Origin of the sequence: Skermanella rosea (assembly GCF_016806835.2) — a bacterium.
Taxonomy (GTDB): Bacteria; Pseudomonadota; Alphaproteobacteria; order Azospirillales; family Azospirillaceae; genus Skermanella; species Skermanella rosea.
On record NZ_CP086111.1, the window covers coordinates 2,943,167 to 2,958,509 of the forward strand.

14 protein-coding genes are annotated in these 15,343 nt (G+C 69.1%); 5 read left to right on the forward strand and 9 right to left on the reverse strand.

Translation table 11 applies throughout. The features are described from left to right. The first annotated feature begins 26 nt into the window (after nucleotides 1-26). The 3 genes from JL101_RS13605 (at nucleotide 27) to JL101_RS13615 (ending at nucleotide 3,707) form a co-directional block, all read left to right on the forward strand. Nucleotides 27-851, forward strand: a complete 825-nt coding sequence (locus JL101_RS13605) for a sulfite exporter TauE/SafE family protein (RefSeq protein ID WP_228435445.1) — start codon at nucleotides 27-29, stop codon at nucleotides 849-851. A 165-nt stretch (nucleotides 852-1,016) separates the two neighbouring features. Beyond that, on the forward strand, nucleotides 1,017-2,204 hold the full coding sequence (locus tag JL101_RS13610; RefSeq protein ID WP_203095569.1) for a DUF2336 domain-containing protein: 1,188 nt from the start codon (nucleotides 1,017-1,019) through the stop codon (nucleotides 2,202-2,204). A 108-nt stretch (nucleotides 2,205-2,312) separates the two neighbouring features. After that, complete coding sequence (locus tag JL101_RS13615) at nucleotides 2,313-3,707, forward strand: ATP-binding protein (RefSeq protein ID WP_203095570.1); 1,395 nt, start codon at nucleotides 2,313-2,315, stop codon at nucleotides 3,705-3,707. A 24-nt stretch (nucleotides 3,708-3,731) separates the two neighbouring features. Here the strand turns inward: JL101_RS13615 and JL101_RS13620 are convergent, their stop codons facing one another. Next, nucleotides 3,732-4,517, reverse strand: a complete 786-nt coding sequence (locus tag JL101_RS13620) for an enoyl-CoA hydratase (RefSeq protein WP_203095571.1) — start codon at nucleotides 4,515-4,517, stop codon at nucleotides 3,732-3,734. A 54-nt stretch (nucleotides 4,518-4,571) separates the two neighbouring features. Beyond that, complete coding sequence (locus JL101_RS13625; RefSeq protein ID WP_203095573.1) at nucleotides 4,572-5,357, reverse strand: Hpt domain-containing protein; 786 nt, start codon at nucleotides 5,355-5,357, stop codon at nucleotides 4,572-4,574. A gap of 235 nt (nucleotides 5,358-5,592) precedes the next feature. On the opposite strand from JL101_RS13625, the gene JL101_RS13630 reads away from it, so the two are divergent. After that, nucleotides 5,593-7,119, forward strand: a complete 1,527-nt coding sequence (locus JL101_RS13630) for an ATP-binding protein (RefSeq protein ID WP_203095575.1) — start codon at nucleotides 5,593-5,595, stop codon at nucleotides 7,117-7,119. A gap of 47 nt (nucleotides 7,120-7,166) precedes the next feature. Here the strand turns inward: JL101_RS13630 and JL101_RS13635 are convergent, their stop codons facing one another. The 7 genes from JL101_RS13635 to JL101_RS13665 all read right to left on the reverse strand — a co-directional run bounded on the left by JL101_RS13635 (nucleotide 7,167) and on the right by JL101_RS13665 (nucleotide 14,494). Next, nucleotides 7,167-9,110, reverse strand: coding sequence for a sigma-54-dependent Fis family transcriptional regulator (locus tag JL101_RS13635; protein ID WP_203095577.1), 1,944 nt, complete (start codon nucleotides 9,108-9,110; stop codon nucleotides 7,167-7,169). Nucleotides 9,111-9,197: 87 nt separating this feature from the next. Beyond that, a complete protein-coding gene (locus JL101_RS13640) occupies nucleotides 9,198-10,328 on the reverse strand; it encodes an acetoin dehydrogenase dihydrolipoyllysine-residue acetyltransferase subunit (RefSeq protein ID WP_203095579.1) in 1,131 nt (376 codons plus the stop codon). A gap of 74 nt (nucleotides 10,329-10,402) precedes the next feature. Beyond that, nucleotides 10,403-11,407 (reverse strand): alpha-ketoacid dehydrogenase subunit beta, encoded by a 1,005-nt coding sequence (locus JL101_RS13645; protein ID WP_203095581.1) that lies wholly within the window; start codon nucleotides 11,405-11,407, stop codon nucleotides 10,403-10,405. A 13-nt stretch (nucleotides 11,408-11,420) separates the two neighbouring features. Beyond that, nucleotides 11,421-12,386 carry a thiamine pyrophosphate-dependent dehydrogenase E1 component subunit alpha gene (locus JL101_RS13650; protein WP_203095582.1) on the reverse strand — a complete coding sequence of 322 codons (966 nt, stop codon included), beginning with the start codon at nucleotides 12,384-12,386 and terminating at the stop codon, nucleotides 11,421-11,423. A gap of 170 nt (nucleotides 12,387-12,556) precedes the next feature. Then, a complete protein-coding gene (locus JL101_RS13655; protein ID WP_203095584.1) occupies nucleotides 12,557-13,153 on the reverse strand; it encodes a hypothetical protein in 597 nt (198 codons plus the stop codon). A 357-nt stretch (nucleotides 13,154-13,510) separates the two neighbouring features. Then, the gene (locus JL101_RS13660; protein WP_203095586.1) at nucleotides 13,511-13,768 is read right to left on the reverse strand and encodes a GlsB/YeaQ/YmgE family stress response membrane protein; all 258 of its coding nucleotides are present in this window, start codon (nucleotides 13,766-13,768) and stop codon (nucleotides 13,511-13,513) included. An 84-nt stretch (nucleotides 13,769-13,852) separates the two neighbouring features. Next, nucleotides 13,853-14,494 (reverse strand): Clp protease/crotonase-like domain-containing protein, encoded by a 642-nt coding sequence (locus JL101_RS13665; RefSeq protein ID WP_203095588.1) that lies wholly within the window; start codon nucleotides 14,492-14,494, stop codon nucleotides 13,853-13,855. 71 nt (nucleotides 14,495-14,565) lie between these two features. On the opposite strand from JL101_RS13665, the gene JL101_RS13670 reads away from it, so the two are divergent. Then, a complete protein-coding gene (locus JL101_RS13670; protein ID WP_203095590.1) occupies nucleotides 14,566-15,090 on the forward strand; it encodes a gamma carbonic anhydrase family protein in 525 nt (174 codons plus the stop codon). The last annotated feature ends 253 nt before the right edge of the window (nucleotides 15,091-15,343 follow it).

Here is a 15,343-nt window from a genome sequence, read left to right on the forward strand (position 1 = left end):
GAAAGCCCTACCGTAATGGACTCGAAGTGACCCCGGAGCTTACCCAACTCGCCGTCATGGCGGCCGTCCTGCTGGGCGTCGGACTGTTCGGCGGGATCCTCGCCGGCCTGCTGGGCGTCGGCGGCGGCATCGTCATCGTTCCCGTGCTCTACCACCTGCTCGACCTGCTCGACATCGACAGCGACGTGGCGATGCAGCTTGCGGTCGGCACGTCGCTCTCCACCATCATCCCGACCTCGATCATGTCGATGCGCGCCCACCTGAAGAAGGATGCGGTCGACGTGGCCCTGCTGAAGAGCTGGGGACCCGCCATCGCTTTCGGCGTGGTGATCGGCGCCGTTCTGATCGGGCTGGTCGAAGGCGAGGTGCTGATCGCCGTGTTCGCCGTCACGGCCGCCGCTGTCGCGCTCCACATGGCGTTCGCGCCGGAGAGCCTGCGGCTGTCCGACCACCTACCTGGCGGCATTCCCCGCTTCGGCATCGGCACCCTGATCGGCCTGATCTCCACCATGATGGGGATCGGCGGCGGCACCCTGACCGTGCCGACGCTGGTCCTGTGCAGCTACCCGATCCGCCGCGCCGTCGGCACCGCCTCCGCGATCGGCCTGATCATCGCCTTCCCCGGCACGATCGGCGCGATCATCGGCGGCTGGGGAAGCGACGAGCTGCCGCCCTTCTCGCTCGGCAACGTCAATCTCGTCGCCTTCGCGATCCTCGCCCCCGCCACCATGTTCGCGGCTCCCTGGGGCGCCCGGCTGGCCCACGCCATCCCGACCCGCGCGCTCCGCGCCGTCTTCGCCCTGTTCCTGGGCATCACGTCGGCCCGCATGTTCATCGACCTGCTGACGTAGGGCGGCGTCGGCGTTCGCCCTGACGGGCGAAGACCGACCTACGCCGCGGGCGCACAGCGCGGGACTCATATTTGTCACAGCTTCCGGTCTCGCGGGCAATCCTTCGTCAACCTTGGATCGTCACCCTTAAGTTACGACGCCAAAGTAGCAGACGAAGGATCGACCGTGCATTCAGCCATGCCCTCCACGCCGCCCACCAACCTCTCGTTGGCCGATGTCGCGCGTCTGATGGATCAGCCCTCGGTCGCCAACCGGATCGATACCGCCGGCAAAGTGGCCGAACATATCCGCCAGGGCGGGCTTTCCGGATCGGCCGCCGACATGGCCGCCGAAATCCTGATGCACTTCGCCCAGGATGCCGAGATCGCCGTCCGCCAAGCCGTCGCCTGGCAGTTCCGCAACAACGACCGCCTGCCGGAATCCCTGGCGATCCGCCTGGCGGAGGACGTGGCGGAAGTGGCTGCACCGGTGCTCAGCCATCATGCCGGCTTCGAGGACGCGTTCCTGACCACCCTGATCGGCAAGGGCGACCAGCGGAAGATGGAGGCGATCGCCGGCCGCCCGCGCGTCTCCACCGTGGTCTCCGACGCCCTGATCGACGCCGGCGACGTAGCGGTCGTGTCATGTCTGCTGGCCAATTCGGGCGCCGAGATCGCGCCGGAGGGGTTCGGCCGCATCGTGGACCGGCACGGCGACCACCAGTCGGTGGCGACGATGGTCGCCCAGCATCCGATGCTGCCGGCGCCCGTCGCCTGGAAGCTGCTGGGCCGGGTTTCGGCCGCGGTCATGCGCGACCTCGCCAAGCGCCACAAGATTCCGGACATGGTGCTCGAGCGTTGCATCACCCGCGGCCGGGAAGCCGCCATGATGATGATGATCCGTCCCATGCTGGCCGACGGCGCGCATCTCCGGGGCTTCCTGGAGCAGATGCACTGGCAGCGCCAGCTGACCACCGACCTGCTGTTCCGCATGCTGTGCGCCGGCGACCTGGAAGCCTTCATCACGGGGATGGCCGTCCGCTGCGGCGTCACGCGCGAGGCCGCTGCCGTCATGGTGATGGACGAGCGTCCCGCGGGCCTCCGGGCCGCCTTCGACCAGGCCGGCATGAAGGCCTGGCTTATGGAGCCGTTCCGCATCGCCCTGGGCGTCGCGCGGCGCTGGCCCCGGGCGATGCTGGCCAGCCGGCGCCGTGATTTCCAGATCGAGGTGCTGGCCCGCGTCTTCGCCGAGTGCGCCGACACCGAGGAACGCGACGTCAGTGACCTGATCCTCCAGGTCTTCGACCTGCGCGGCGACCGCACCGTCGCCGAAGCGCGCGATCGGCTCAACCTTCCGTCGCCCGGCATCCGTTAACCCGATCCATAGCGGTAATACGGCCTTGTCATTCCGTTCGGGCGGGCGGGTGGGTAATAAAGCCGGATGACCAGCCCACGACCCGAAGCGCTCCCTGGCGAGCGAGCGATGACGAGCGGCATACGAATCATTCCCCAGAACGTCGCCCCGACTCCGGAACCCGCTCCCGATCCGCTCAAGGAACGGGAAGCGGCGTTCAATGCCGTCCTGATGGCGGTGATGGCGGGCCGGCGCGTGATGGTCCTGTCCGACGGTCACCCGGACGCGGGCAGGACGCTGGGCCGGCGCATGGCCGGCCACATGGACTCGTCCTGCGGACTGGGACTGGTGGCGACCGCCCACCGCGGCGCCACCGTGGAGGACCTGCTCGTACAGGTATCCGCCGATCTGGGAGCCGGGGGCTCCGACGACCTGGAACGGCTGGCCCTCGCGCTGGAGCGCGGGCTCGAAGCCGCCGGTTCCGGCTTGCTGGTCGTCCTCGATGCCCATCTGCTCGATGCCGGCACGATAGCCGACCTGTTCGAACTGTCCGGGAGCGACACCGACGATGGCCTCTACATGCAGGTGCTGCTGACCGGAAGCCCGGCGCTGGACCGGCTGTTCGACCGGCCGGCCCTGGCGGGTGCCGCCCGCCAAGTCGCGAGCGCCCGCTGGAGCATCGGGCAGGCAGCGCCCGAGCCCGATCCCGTTCCGGAAGCTCCCCTCGATATCCCGGCTCCCGCAGCCGCCCGGCCGGCATCGCCCGCGGAGCTCCGACCGCCGGTCAGGAATGCGGCCCCGCCACCCGTGGCATCGCACCCGGCCGAGCTTCGCCGCCGCAGCCGGCCGGTGACGGAGGAAGCTCCCGTGCGGCCCGCCTCCCGGCCCGTCCCCCTGCATCTGCTCGAACCCGAACCCGAACCGGCGCGCACCGGCCGGCGGGGATTGCGGTGGGCTTTCGCCGGACTGCTGGTCCTCCTGGCGTTCGGCGCCGGTTTCGTGACCAATGCCCTGTGGCCGGCGGCTCCCCGCCCCACGGCCGAATTGCTCGACGGCGACGGACGGTCGGCGCTGACCGCCGGCCTGCCGTCCCCGCCGACGCGGGCGATCCAGCTGCCGGAGCCCGAAAGCCTGCCGGCCGAGCCCGCGCCGCCGCCTGCGGCAGCCGCGCTTCCGCCCGAATGGGAGCAGCCGTCCGCCCGGGATCCGCAGCAGCCCTCGCAGCCCCGGAGCGCGGCATCCCAGCAGCAGGCGCCGCAACGGCCGGCGGTGGCCGCGGCGCCGGCCGCCGTCGACGAGCGCCCCGTCGTGGCGCCCCCCGTCCGGCTGACGCCGCCGCCCCAGGCTCGCGAACCGGCTCCGCGCCGGCAGGTCGCCCAGGAGCCCGCCTCGCCCCGCGACGTCTGCGCCGAAGGGGCGGGCGGCCGTGCGGCTCCCGATGCGTCCCTGTCCGGCTTCGCCCAGGGGTTCATGTCCGACCTCAGGAGCCTCGGCCGCTGCCTCGGCAGCCTCGCCCAGCCGTGAAGGCCGGCCGGTGTTCCGCGGCTGCTACCGGCCGCGGAACACCGGCTTGCGCTTCTCCATGAAGGCGCGCCTGCCCTCCACATAGTCCTCGCTGGCGAAGCAGCCGCGCACCAGCCGTTCGCACATCCCGTGGTCGGGCTGCCCCTCGGGTTTTCCCAGTTCCTCGATCATCAGCTTGACCGAGCGCACGGTCAGCGGCGCGTTGTCGGCGATGGTGGCGCAGGTCTCCGCCACGGCGCGGTCCAGGTCCCCGGCCGGCACCATCCGGTTGATCAGGCCGATCCGCATCGCCTCCTCCGCCGGAAAGCGCCGGGCGGTGAAGAAGATCTCCTTCGCGAAGGCCGGGCCGACCAGGTCGTGCAGGCGCTTGACCCCGCTGAACCGGTAACCCAGCCCCAACCGCCCGGCCGGAATGGCGAAGGTGGAGCCTTCCGCCGCGATGCGGAGATCGCAGCTGATCGCCACCCCCAGGCCGCCGCCGATGCAATAGCCCCGGATCATGGCGATGGTCGGCTTCGCCACCGTCTGGAGCGCCCGCATCGACCCCTCGGCCAGATCCTCGTAAGCCAGCACGGCCTCTTCCGAGGAGCGCATCTCCTCGAACTCCGAGATGTCGGCTCCGGAGATGAAGGCCTTCTCGCCCGCACCGCGCAGCACGATCACCTTGACCTCGTCGTCGGCCTCGAACCGGGCCAGCGCGTCCGGCAGGGCCTGCCACATCTCAACCTTCAGGGCGTTGTGGCGTTCCGGATTCGAGAAGGTGATCCAGCCGATCGGTCCCTGCCGTTCGACGATCAAGCGGTCGGTCATGCGTTTCCCCTGGAAAGCGGTCGGTGAGCCGGTCTGGTCGGGACGAACTTACAGTCAGACCACGTCGAGCGCCACGAGGGCCTTGGCGAAATCGGCCGCGAAGTCCTCCCCCTTGCGGACCACCAGGATGCCCCCGCCCTGGCGCCTCAGCCGGGCGCCGACCGGCTCGGCGTCGAGCTTGGAGGCGACCACGATCAGGGGGATCGACTGGGTCACCTCGCAGACCCGGATCATGCGGGCGACGTCGACGCCGTCCAGGATATCGATGATGTTGCTGATCAGGATCAGGTCGGGCCGGGTCCGGATGGCGCTTTCGATACCCTGGAACGAGTTGGACAGCGCCACCAACCGGAAGCCGGTCGCCCGGATCTCCGGCTCCATCAAGCGGAGCTGGATGTTGCGCGGGCCGATGAACAGCACCGTCCTCTGGGCCGCCGTCCGGCGCAGCGCCGGCGAGGGATGGAAGTCCGGCAGCGACTTCAGGACCCGCCGGCCCTCCTCAATCCCAGGATCGCGCCGGGATTCGACGATCCTTCCGATCGCCTGGACATGCTCCAGGATGCCCTCGACCGCCGACTCCCGGAAGTTGCCGGTCGCGATGATGTAGTCTTCGAGGTGGTGGGCGATCAATGCGATCGTAGGAAAGCCGAAACTGGCGGCGGCTCCCTTGATGCTGTGGACGTGCCGCAACAATTCGAAGGAGTCCGGCTTTACCGTGGTCTCCTTCGAAAAGCGGACGACCATCTCCTCGACGGTGCCTAACCTTTCGATGACATCGTCGATGAAGAAGGGTAATAATTCAGCAACCAGATCAGCATCGATGTTATGGTCGCTCGCCATCGGTGGCCCCGAAAAACAATATCACTACACTATACAGGCCCGGGTGCAGGAAGGCATCGGCATCCTGAATGCGTTAGAAAATGCCGCACCGGCGCCGACGCGCCCCGTCATGCTTTACATTAGTTTACGAATTTACTTGGACGGGTGCGATTCGGCGCACCGTTTTGCGCCGGCGGGATTCTACGCTATAGGAGGGCTGACGGGTGACGCAGCGTAGCGGAGAGGTTCGGGTTTGATGAATGTCAGCATCGACATGGGTTCGACGCAAGGGGGCTCGCCGGCGACGCTGAATCTGGAGGAACTGCTGGCGACCCGGCTGCTGGTCCAGGGCAACTCCGGGTCCGGCAAGTCGCACCTCCTGCGCCGCCTGGTCGAACAGAGCGCCGCCTGGGTCCAGCAGGCGATCCTCGACCCCGAAGGGGATTTCGTGACCCTGGCCGAGCGGTTCGGCCATGTGGTGGTCGACGCCTCCGCCCATTCCGAAGGGCAGCTCCAGCGGATCGCGGCGCGGGTGCGCGAGCATCGCGTGTCGGTCGTGGTCAACCTCGAGGGGCTCGATGTCGAGCTTCAGATGCGCCACGCCGCGGCATTCCTGGGCGGACTGTTCGATGCCGACCGGGATTTCTGGTACCCGATGCTGGTCGTGGTGGACGAGGCCCAGATGTTCGCCCCCGCCGCGGCCGGCGAGGTCGCCGACGAGGCGCGCAAGGTGTCGCTGGGCGCCATGACCAACCTGATGTGCCGCGGGCGCAAGCGCGGGCTGGCCGGGGTCATCGCGACCCAGCGGCTGGCCAAGCTCGCCAAGAACGTCGCGGCGGAAGCCTCCAACTTCTTGATGGGCCGCACCTTCCTGGACATCGACATGGCCCGCGCCGCCGACCTGCTCGGCATGGAGCGCCGGCAGGCCGAGATGTTCCGCGACCTGGAGCGGGGCCATTTCATAGCCCTGGGGCCGGCGCTGTCCCGGCGCCCGCTGCCGCTGCGGATCGGCTCCGTCGAGACTACCGGAAGGACCGGCAGCCCCAAGCTGACGCCCCTGCCCGCGACCCCGCCGGAGGATGCCAGGGACCTGATCCTCCAGCCCGGCGAGCCCGAGCCGCCGCCCCGCTCGGTGATCCGCCGCCCGGCCCCGGCCGCCGCGCCCAACATGGACATCCTGTTCCAGCTCGCCCAGTCGCGCCCCGTCCTGACGCCACCGCCCGAGGAGGCGGAGGAGCAGGGGCCGGAGATCGACCGCGAGCCTGTTCTGGACGACATCCTGCGCAAGATCCTGGCCGACCCCGAGGCGGCCTTCCGCTCGGTCGCGGTGCTGTACCAGGATTTCCTGGTCCGCTGCCGGATCCACAAGGTCCCCGGCGCGCCCCTGGACCTCGCCGCCTTCAAGCGGCGCCTGTCCGCCGCCCGGGCCGGCGTCGGCGAGCAGACCGCCGATGGTCCCGAATGGGAGCAGGCGTCCGCCATAGCCGCCGACCTGCCGGAGGATATCCAGGGCGTCTTCCTGCTGATCGCCCGCGCCGCGATCGAGCGCGCCCCCTGCCCGTCCGACGCCGAGCTGGCCCGTGCCGTCGGCAGCCGGTCGCCAGGCCGCGCCCGCCGCCTGCTGACCTACATGGACCAGCGCGGTTTCGTGGTCAGCCGCAACGACGGCGGCGGCAACCGCATCATCGCCCTGCCCGGCCTCGGCTGGGAAACCGCGCCCGGCGACCCCAACGCCTCCGACGACGCGGCCGTCCCGCAGGGCGGCTTGTTCGATGTGGCCTAACCGGCCGGGAAACGGGCGGCGGGACGCCGCCCATCCGTATAAGCTGCCTATCCCTCCAGCCTCGCCGGGGAGACCAGCCCGTAGCGGTTGATCTTCCGGTGCAGGGTCGAGCGGCTGATATGCAGCTCGTCCGCGGCGCGGGTCACGCACCACTGGTGCCGGCGCAGCACCGACAGCAGGATGCCGGCCTCGCCCGACGGCAGGGGGTCCGGCGGGGTCGGCAGCGACGCGGGCCGGGTCACCTCCGCGGGCAGGTCTTCCAGCCGGATCACGCCTCCCTCCGACAGGGCGGAGGCCACCCGCATCACGTTCTGGAGCTGGCGGATATTGCCCGGCCACCGGCAGGCCAGCAGGGCCGACAGCGCCGGCGGATCGATCCGGGCCGGCGCCGCCAGCGCGCGGATCAGGTCGGCCTTGTCGGACCGCTCGCGGAGCGGCGGCAGGGTCAGCGACAGCCCGTTCAGCCTGTAATACAGGTCCTCCCGGAACCGCCCGTCGGCGACCAGCCGCTCCAGGTCCTGGTGGGTCGCGCAGATGACGCTCAGATCCACGGAGATCGGCCGGTCATGGCCCAGCGGCAGGATCTCCCGCTCGGCCAGCACCCGCAGCAACCGGGTCTGCGCCCCCAGCGGCATGTCGCCGATCTCGTCGAGGAACAGCGTGCCGCCGTCCGCGAGCTGGACCTTGCCGCGCACGCCGCCGCGCCGCGCGCCGGTGAAGGCACCCTCCACATAGCCGAACAGCTCGCTTTCGATCAGGCTCTCCGGAATGGCGGCGCAGTTGATCCCGACGAACGGCCGGGCGGCGCGGGCGCTCGCCTGGTGGATCGCCCGGGCGACCGCCTCCTTGCCGGTGCCGGTCTCACCCAGGATCATGATGCCGATCCCCTTGTCCAGCACCCGCCGGATGCGCTGGACATTGCCCGCCATTCCCGGATCGCTGCCGGCCAGCCGGTCCAAGTCGAGCGGTCCCGTTTCCTGTCCCCTGGACGGACCGGCCGATGCCGGCTGCCGCGGCCGCTCGCCCACCGCCGATCCCCGCAACAGGCGACCGGTCGGCGGGCGCAGCGTCGCGTACCAGGTGGCGCCGGTCGCCAGGCAGCGCAGCGGCTGGGGAATGCCGGTGCGCTGGCGCCCGATCAGCGCCTCCATGGTGATGCCGAAAAGCTCGTACAGGCTCCTGCCCAGCAGCGGCGCGGCATCCCCCGTGAAATCCGCCCGCAGCGCCGTCTGGTTGGCGCCCAGGATGGTGCCGCCGCCGTCCACCGCCAGCAGCCCGTCGATCACCAGGTCCGCCAGCTCGCGGCCGGCGCTGAGGCCGACCACCCAGTGCCGCCGCGACCGCGCCAGGAAATACCCGTCCTCCATCAGCCGGGCGGACCGTTTGACCAACTCCAGCGCCAGCATCTGGCTGCGCCGGTCCGCGGGGGCGGTCATGTTGGAGACGTCCAGCACGCCCAGCATCTGGCCCGAGGGGTCGAAAATCGGCGCCACGGTGCAGGTGAGGGTGGTGTGCCGGGTGCGGAAATGCTCCTGCCGGTGGACGGTCAGCGGCTCGCGCGTGGCGATGCAGGTCCCGACGCCGTTGGTGCCCTCCTGCGCCTCCGACCAGATGGAGCCGAGATAGAGGCCGGCCTGCTTCAGCTCCTGCTCGAAGCTGGCATGGCCCAGGTAATCGACCGCGATGCCGTTGGCGTCGGTCAGCATGACGACATAGTCTGACCCGGCGACCTGCGCGTAGAGGCGGCGCAACTCGGCGGTGGCGATGCCGATGAACTCCTCCATCGGCTCGCGGAACCCGCCCAGCTCCGACTGGGTCAGGACGACCGGGCGTCCCGGCCGGGCCGGATCGAGCTGGTGATTGTTGAGGCAGCGCGCCCAGGAGCGCCGGATCAGGTCGGGCGGCTCGACCTTCGCACCCGCCGCCGCTCCCGTGACGCTGGACAGTATGAGATCGACGTGCTCCCGCTCTGGCGCATGGAGACGGACCATTGCCTTCCTCCCATCATGCCGACGTTGGATCGCCGTTATCAATCGAGTGTAGCACCGGCCCGCCGCCAGCGGAATCGGCAGACTCCGCTACGCCGTGGTCATAAAGTCGGACATCAGCCGGTTGAACTCCCCCGCCTTCTCCATGTGGACCATGTGCCCGGCTCCGTCGAAGACATGGCGCCGGCCCTCGCCGAGCGCCTCGGCGTGCCGGGCCGGGATGATCCTGTCCGCGGCTCCCCACACCGCCTGGACCGGCGCCGTCACCTGCCCCAGCCTGCCGGCCAGCACATGGGCCTGCCGTCCGCCCGCGAAGGTCGCGTCGGCGATCGACCGGAGCGCGGCGCCGACACCGTCCAGCCGCTTGTACTTCAGCAGTTCCTCGACCATGTCGCGGCTGACCAGCGACGGGTCGGCGAACAGCATCTCGAGGACCGACTTCATCTCCTTTCGCCGCTCGGCGGCGATGAAGCCCTCGATATAGTCCAGGTTGACCTCCTCGCCGAGGCCGGCGGAGCAGACCAGGGTGACCGAGGCGACCCGCGAAGGCTCCTCCGCCGCCAGGTGCAGCGCCACGGCGCCGCCCATGGAGTGCCCGGCCAGGTGCGTCCGCTGAATGCCGAGCGCGTTCAGGAAGTCCCGCACCACGCCCGCCAGTTCCGGTACGCCGCCCTGGCCCCCGCTCTTCTCCGACCCGCCGTGCCCCGGCAGGTCCAGCGCATAGACGGGACGGTCCTCCGCCAGCGCCGGCTGGTTGAACTGCCAGTTGTTCAGGTCGCCGCCGAACCCGTGGATCAGCACCAGGGGCGCCGCCCCGTCCTCCCCTTCGCCCATCATCAGGTACCGGAGCCGGCGTCCGCCGGCCTCGACGAATCGCGGCTCCGGCCCGGACGCCTCGCCGGCTTCCGCGGCCTCGACCGCGAACTCCTCCTGGAAGCGCGCGACGAAGGCGTCGATGTCGGCGTCCGGAACTCCCGGGTCGGCGACGACCCCCAGCAAGGCTCCGACCGGAACGGTCTGCCCGGCCTCGACCGTGCGGCGGCGCAGGGTGCCGGCGATCGGGGATTCATAGACGTTGGTGATCTTGGTCGTCTCGATCTCCAGGATCTCGTCCCCCTCCCTGACCGCGGCGCCTTCCTCGGCCAGCCACGCGGTGACGGCACCCTCGGTCATCGCCAGGCCCCATTTGGGCATGGCCAGGGCCTTGATCTCGTTTGTCATCGACTGAAGTCCTCATTGCAGGCAAACACCGCCGGCCGGCGCGAAACTCCGCCGGCCGGCTCCTTCTCCTCGGGTCACACCATGACGTGGCGGACGGCCTCCGCGATCCGGTCCGGCGACGGGATGTAGGCGTCCTCCAGCTCCGGCGCGAAGGGCACCGGTGTGTGCGGCGGGGTCACCATGCGGATCGGCGCCTTCAGCGCCTTGAAGGCGTTCTGGGCGACCAGCGCCGAGACATCGGCCGCCATACCGCAGCGCGGGCTGGCCTCGTCGACCACCACCAGCCGGCCGGTATTCTCGACCGCCTCGATGATGGTGTCCTCGTCCAGCGGGGAGGTCGTGCGCGGGTCGATCACCGTGCAGGCGATGCCCTCCTTCTCCAGCAGGTCGGCGGCCTTGTTGGCGAAGCCGACCATGCGGCCGAACGCGACGATCGTGACGTCGTCGCCCTCGCGGGTCAGGTTCGCCTCGCCGAACGGGATCGTGTAGGGCTCGTCGGGCACCTCCTCGATCTCGTCGTACATCACCTTGTGCTCCAGGAAGATCACCGGATCGTTGTCCCGGATCGACTGGATCAGCAGCCCCTTCGCCTCGTAGGCCGACGACGGCACCACGACCTTCAGCCCCGGGATGTGGGTGAAGACGGGGTAAAGGCACTGGCTGTGCTGGCTGGCGGCACGGAACCCGGCCCCGTACATGGTCCGGATCACGACCGGCGTGACCGCCTTGCCGCCGAACATGTAGCGGAACTTGGCCGCCTGGTTGAAGATCTGGTCGAAGCAGACGCCCATGAAGTCCACGAACATCAGCTCGGCCACCGGCCGCAGCCCGGTCGCGGCGGCGCCCACGGCGGCACCGATGAAGGCGCTCTCGGTGATCGGCGTGTCCAGCACCCGATCGCGCCCGAACTCCGGCATCAGCCCCTTCGTCACGCCCAGCACGCCGCCCCAGGCGTCGTCCTCGCCGGGGGCGCCCATGCCCCCCACATTGTCCTCGCCCATCACGATGACGGTCGGGTCGCGGCGCATCTCCTGAGCCAGCGCCTCGTTGATCGCTTGGCGGTATGACTTCTTCGACATGATGGCGGCCCCCTCAATACGAGACGTAGACGTCGGTCAGCAGCCGGTCCGCCGCCGGCGGCGGGGCCGCCTTGGACTCCATCACGGACCGGTCGATCAGGGATTTCACCTCGCCCTCGATCTCGTCGAGCTGCGTCGGCTCCAGCAGCCCCGCCTCGGTCACGCGCTTGCGGAAGATCCTCAGCGGGTCGCGCTCGCGCCGCGCCGTCTCGACCTCGCCGGGCGCCCGGTAGGTCATGGCGTCGCCTTCGAAATGGCCGTAATAGCGGGTCAGCCTGACATGCAGCAGGCTCGGCCCGCCGCCGCCCCGCGCCCGGCCGACCGCCTCGCCGGCGGCCTGGTGGATCGCGAAGAAGTCGTTGCCGTCCAGTTCATAGGAGGGAATGTCGAACGCCGCCGCCCGCTTGGACTGGCTGCCGGCCACCGACCACGCGCTCGCGGTCGCCTCGGCGTAGCCGTTGTCCTCGACCACGAAGATGACCGGCAGGTTCCAGACCTTGGCAAGGTTGTAACTTTCCAGGGTGGTGCCCTGGTTGGATGCCCCGTCGCCGACGAAAGCCACGGCGACGCCGCCGGTCTTCAGGGTCTTGGCGGTCAGGGCCGCGCCGCAGACCAGGGGCGGCCCGCCGCCGACGATGCCGTTGGCGCCCATCATGCCGCGCGACAGGTCGGCGATATGCATGGAGCCGCCCTTGCCGCCGCACAGCCCGTCGCCCCGACCGAAGATCTCCTTCATCATGGCGACGACGTCGCAGCCCTTGGCGATGCAGTGGCCGTGGCCGCGGTGGGTGCTGGCGATGTTGTCGCGGCCGTCCAGGTGCATGCACACGCCGACGGCGGAAGCCTCCTCGCCGGCATAGAGATGGACGAAGCCGGGGATGCCGCCTTCGGAGAACTCGGTATGCACACGTTCCTCGAACTCGCGGATCGTGCACATCGTGCGATAGCTCTGGAGTAGCTCTTCTCGATTGAGCTGCATGTCTGCTCCTCCCTCGGGTGCGGACCCTTGTGAACCGGGTCCATGGCGAGGGAAGAGCAACCGCCGTGCCATGAGGCCAAGCTATTGGCCGGAAAAGGCTTTCGGCTGGAACCCAGGCGCCCGTGCGACGCCTGTTGCTACAGACCTGCGACAGGTGTCGCAGGTGCGTTTCAGGAGTCGAGCGTCTTCGGCACCCACTGGCGGGCGAAGTCCAGCATGGCGGCCCGGTGCTCCTCCAGGAAACGCATCTGGAGCGCCACGAGATCCACCGGCGACCTCACCTTGGAGAACTCCTCCATGAACCGGGCGTTGATCTCGACCGACTGGCGCAGATAGGCGTTGACGCCGCCGAGCGTCGGCACCACGCCCCCGCCGGAGGTCGCCGCCTTCATCGCGGCCTGGAAATTGTGCGCGGCATCTCCTGCCATCGCCTCGGCCTCGTGGACGACCTGCTCTGCGAGGCTCACCAGCTTGTCCACGTCCTGGTTCACGCCCAGTTCCTTGGCCATCGCCGCCGTCGCCTCGGACTCGGAAGCGGAATTCGCGGGCTCAGGAACGGCAGCCTCGGTCTCGGGAGCGGCGACCTCGGGAGCGACGGCCTCGAGAGCGGCGGTCTCGGGCACGGGTTCGGCCGGTACCGCTTCCGCCGCCGGAGCGGCTTCGTCGACGGCCGCCGCCTCAGGCTCCTCCGGGGTCTGCGGAGCGGCTTCCACAGGGTCCGTCACCACGTCGGGCGCGTTCGCGGCACTCTTCGCGCGGGATCGCACGGCGGTCTTCCGGGCCGGGGTGGCAGGCTTGGCGTCGGATCGGGCAGTCTGACTGCCGGTCCGCCTTGTAGGATTCTTGGTGGCAACCATCGCTCGATCCGCTCCAGCAGAATTGCATTGCCTCCATCGTGCGACATCTTTTGCTGCTATGCAACATCGATACGCCGGAAGCATTCTGACAGAACGCCGCAAGGGCCGCTAACTTCTAGTTGCATAACGGTGTCGAGGCTGGTATCCGGCAGGCCGGCGCCGGCCCCGGGGGACGGCGCCGGCACCATCCGGGAGCGTCGGAGTCCGATGTCGGCACCCGCCCTTCGGACGGGACCCGGCCTACGGTCCGATCGCCTCCGCTTCCCCTCAGACCCTGCGACGGCCCGCGACGGCGTTGTAGATCCAGAGCACGACGATGGCTCCCACCACGGCGACGATCAGACTCCAGACGTTGAAGCCCGTGACGCCGGTTCCGCCGACCGCGCTGAACAGGATGCCGCCGACGAAGGCTCCGACGATGCCGAGAACCAGGTTGGTGACGAGGCCGGACCCGGAGCCGTGCATGATCTTGCTGGCGATCCAGCCCGCGACGAGTCCCAGAATGATCCAAGCGATGATCGACATTTTTCCCCCTGTGAATTGACCACAGGTTCAACAAACACAGGCGAAACCCGTTCAACGCCGACACGCGCCTTCCGAAAGATCCCGTCAGATCGCCGCGTCGGACGGCAGCAGCTCCGTGATCCATCCCGGCACGATCCGGGCCAGGTCCAGGGCGGAAGCTCCCGCCTCCCCGTCGTCCATCGCGTCCCCGCGCTCCAGGAAAGCCTGGAGCGCCGCGCCGATGCGGCCTCCGGGATCTTCCGGCACGGCGTAGCGGGCCGGGTCCCCACCGAACGGATCGGGCACGGAGACCGGCCCGATCGCCAGGCGGGGGGCGTGGAAGACGAAGCGGGCGTTCTCGCCCGCCGCCCGGCTGCGTCCGGCCGCGAAGATGGCGGTGCAGGCCGAGGCGCATATGTTGTAGCCGGCGACCACGGTTCCGACCGCGCCATGTTCCAGCACCGCTTCGCGGACGCGATCGGCAGCTCCGGCGTAGCCGCCGGGGCTGTCCAGCACCAGGCGGACCGGCTCTCCCCGATGGGCCTCGATGAAGGCGACTATCTCGCGGCCCGCGCGATGGGTCAGCCCGCCGGAGATGAACAGGTCGGTCCGCCTCGCCCCCACCGCCGCGTCGGTCACGCCCCCGACCGCGTCGGCCAGATGGTCCGACAGGGCGATGCCTGCGGCGACCGCCAGGACGATCGCCGCCCGCATGATCAAGCCCCGCCTGCCCAAATTTGCAATCATGCCGACTGAACCTTGTTTTCCCAGGCCACAGGGGTCAATGGATAGCCAGCCTCAGCAAGGGAGACCAGACCATGAAATACGCTTTGGGGGATGTGCGGGTTCAGACCGAAGGCGACGCCTGGTGGATCGCGCCGAATGCCACCGTCATCGGCAACGTGATCATGAAGCGCAACGCCAGCGTCTGGTGGAACGCGGTGATCCGCGGCGACAACGAGCCGATCACCATCGGCGAGAACTCCAACATCCAGGACGGCTGCGTGCTCCATACCGACCCGGGGTTCCCGATGGACATCGGGTCGGAAGTCACCGTCGGCCACATGGTCATGCTGCACGGCTGCACGATCGGCGACGGCACCCTGGTGGGGATCGGCAGCATCGTCCTGAACGGCGCGAGGATCGGGAAGAACTGCCTCATCGGGGCCAACAGCCTCATCACCGAGGGCAAGGAGATCCCCGACAATTCCATGGTGGTCGGTTCTCCCGGCAAGGTGATTCGCCAGCTCACCGACGAACAGATCGCCGAGATGCGCAAGGGCGCCGACCGCTATGTCGCAAATTGGCAGAGGTTCAAGCAACATTTGGTTGCGGATAACTGACTTCCAGCTACTGAAAACCTGCTTTTCCGGACTTGTTTGCGCCGCACAAGCGTAGCTGATTGTGCGGCGCACTACGAGTTCGATGCTCCTCCTAAAGGCCGATTTCCGGCGCTCTGAAATGTGGGTATTCCAACCGTTGCACATGCAAGCTGTTTGATACCAAACCGACGCGCCTCCCAAGGCATGGATGGCCGGCATCAGGCGGATCGCATCCAAGCACACACCAGAGCACGCTAATCAGAGCCATGGGAGG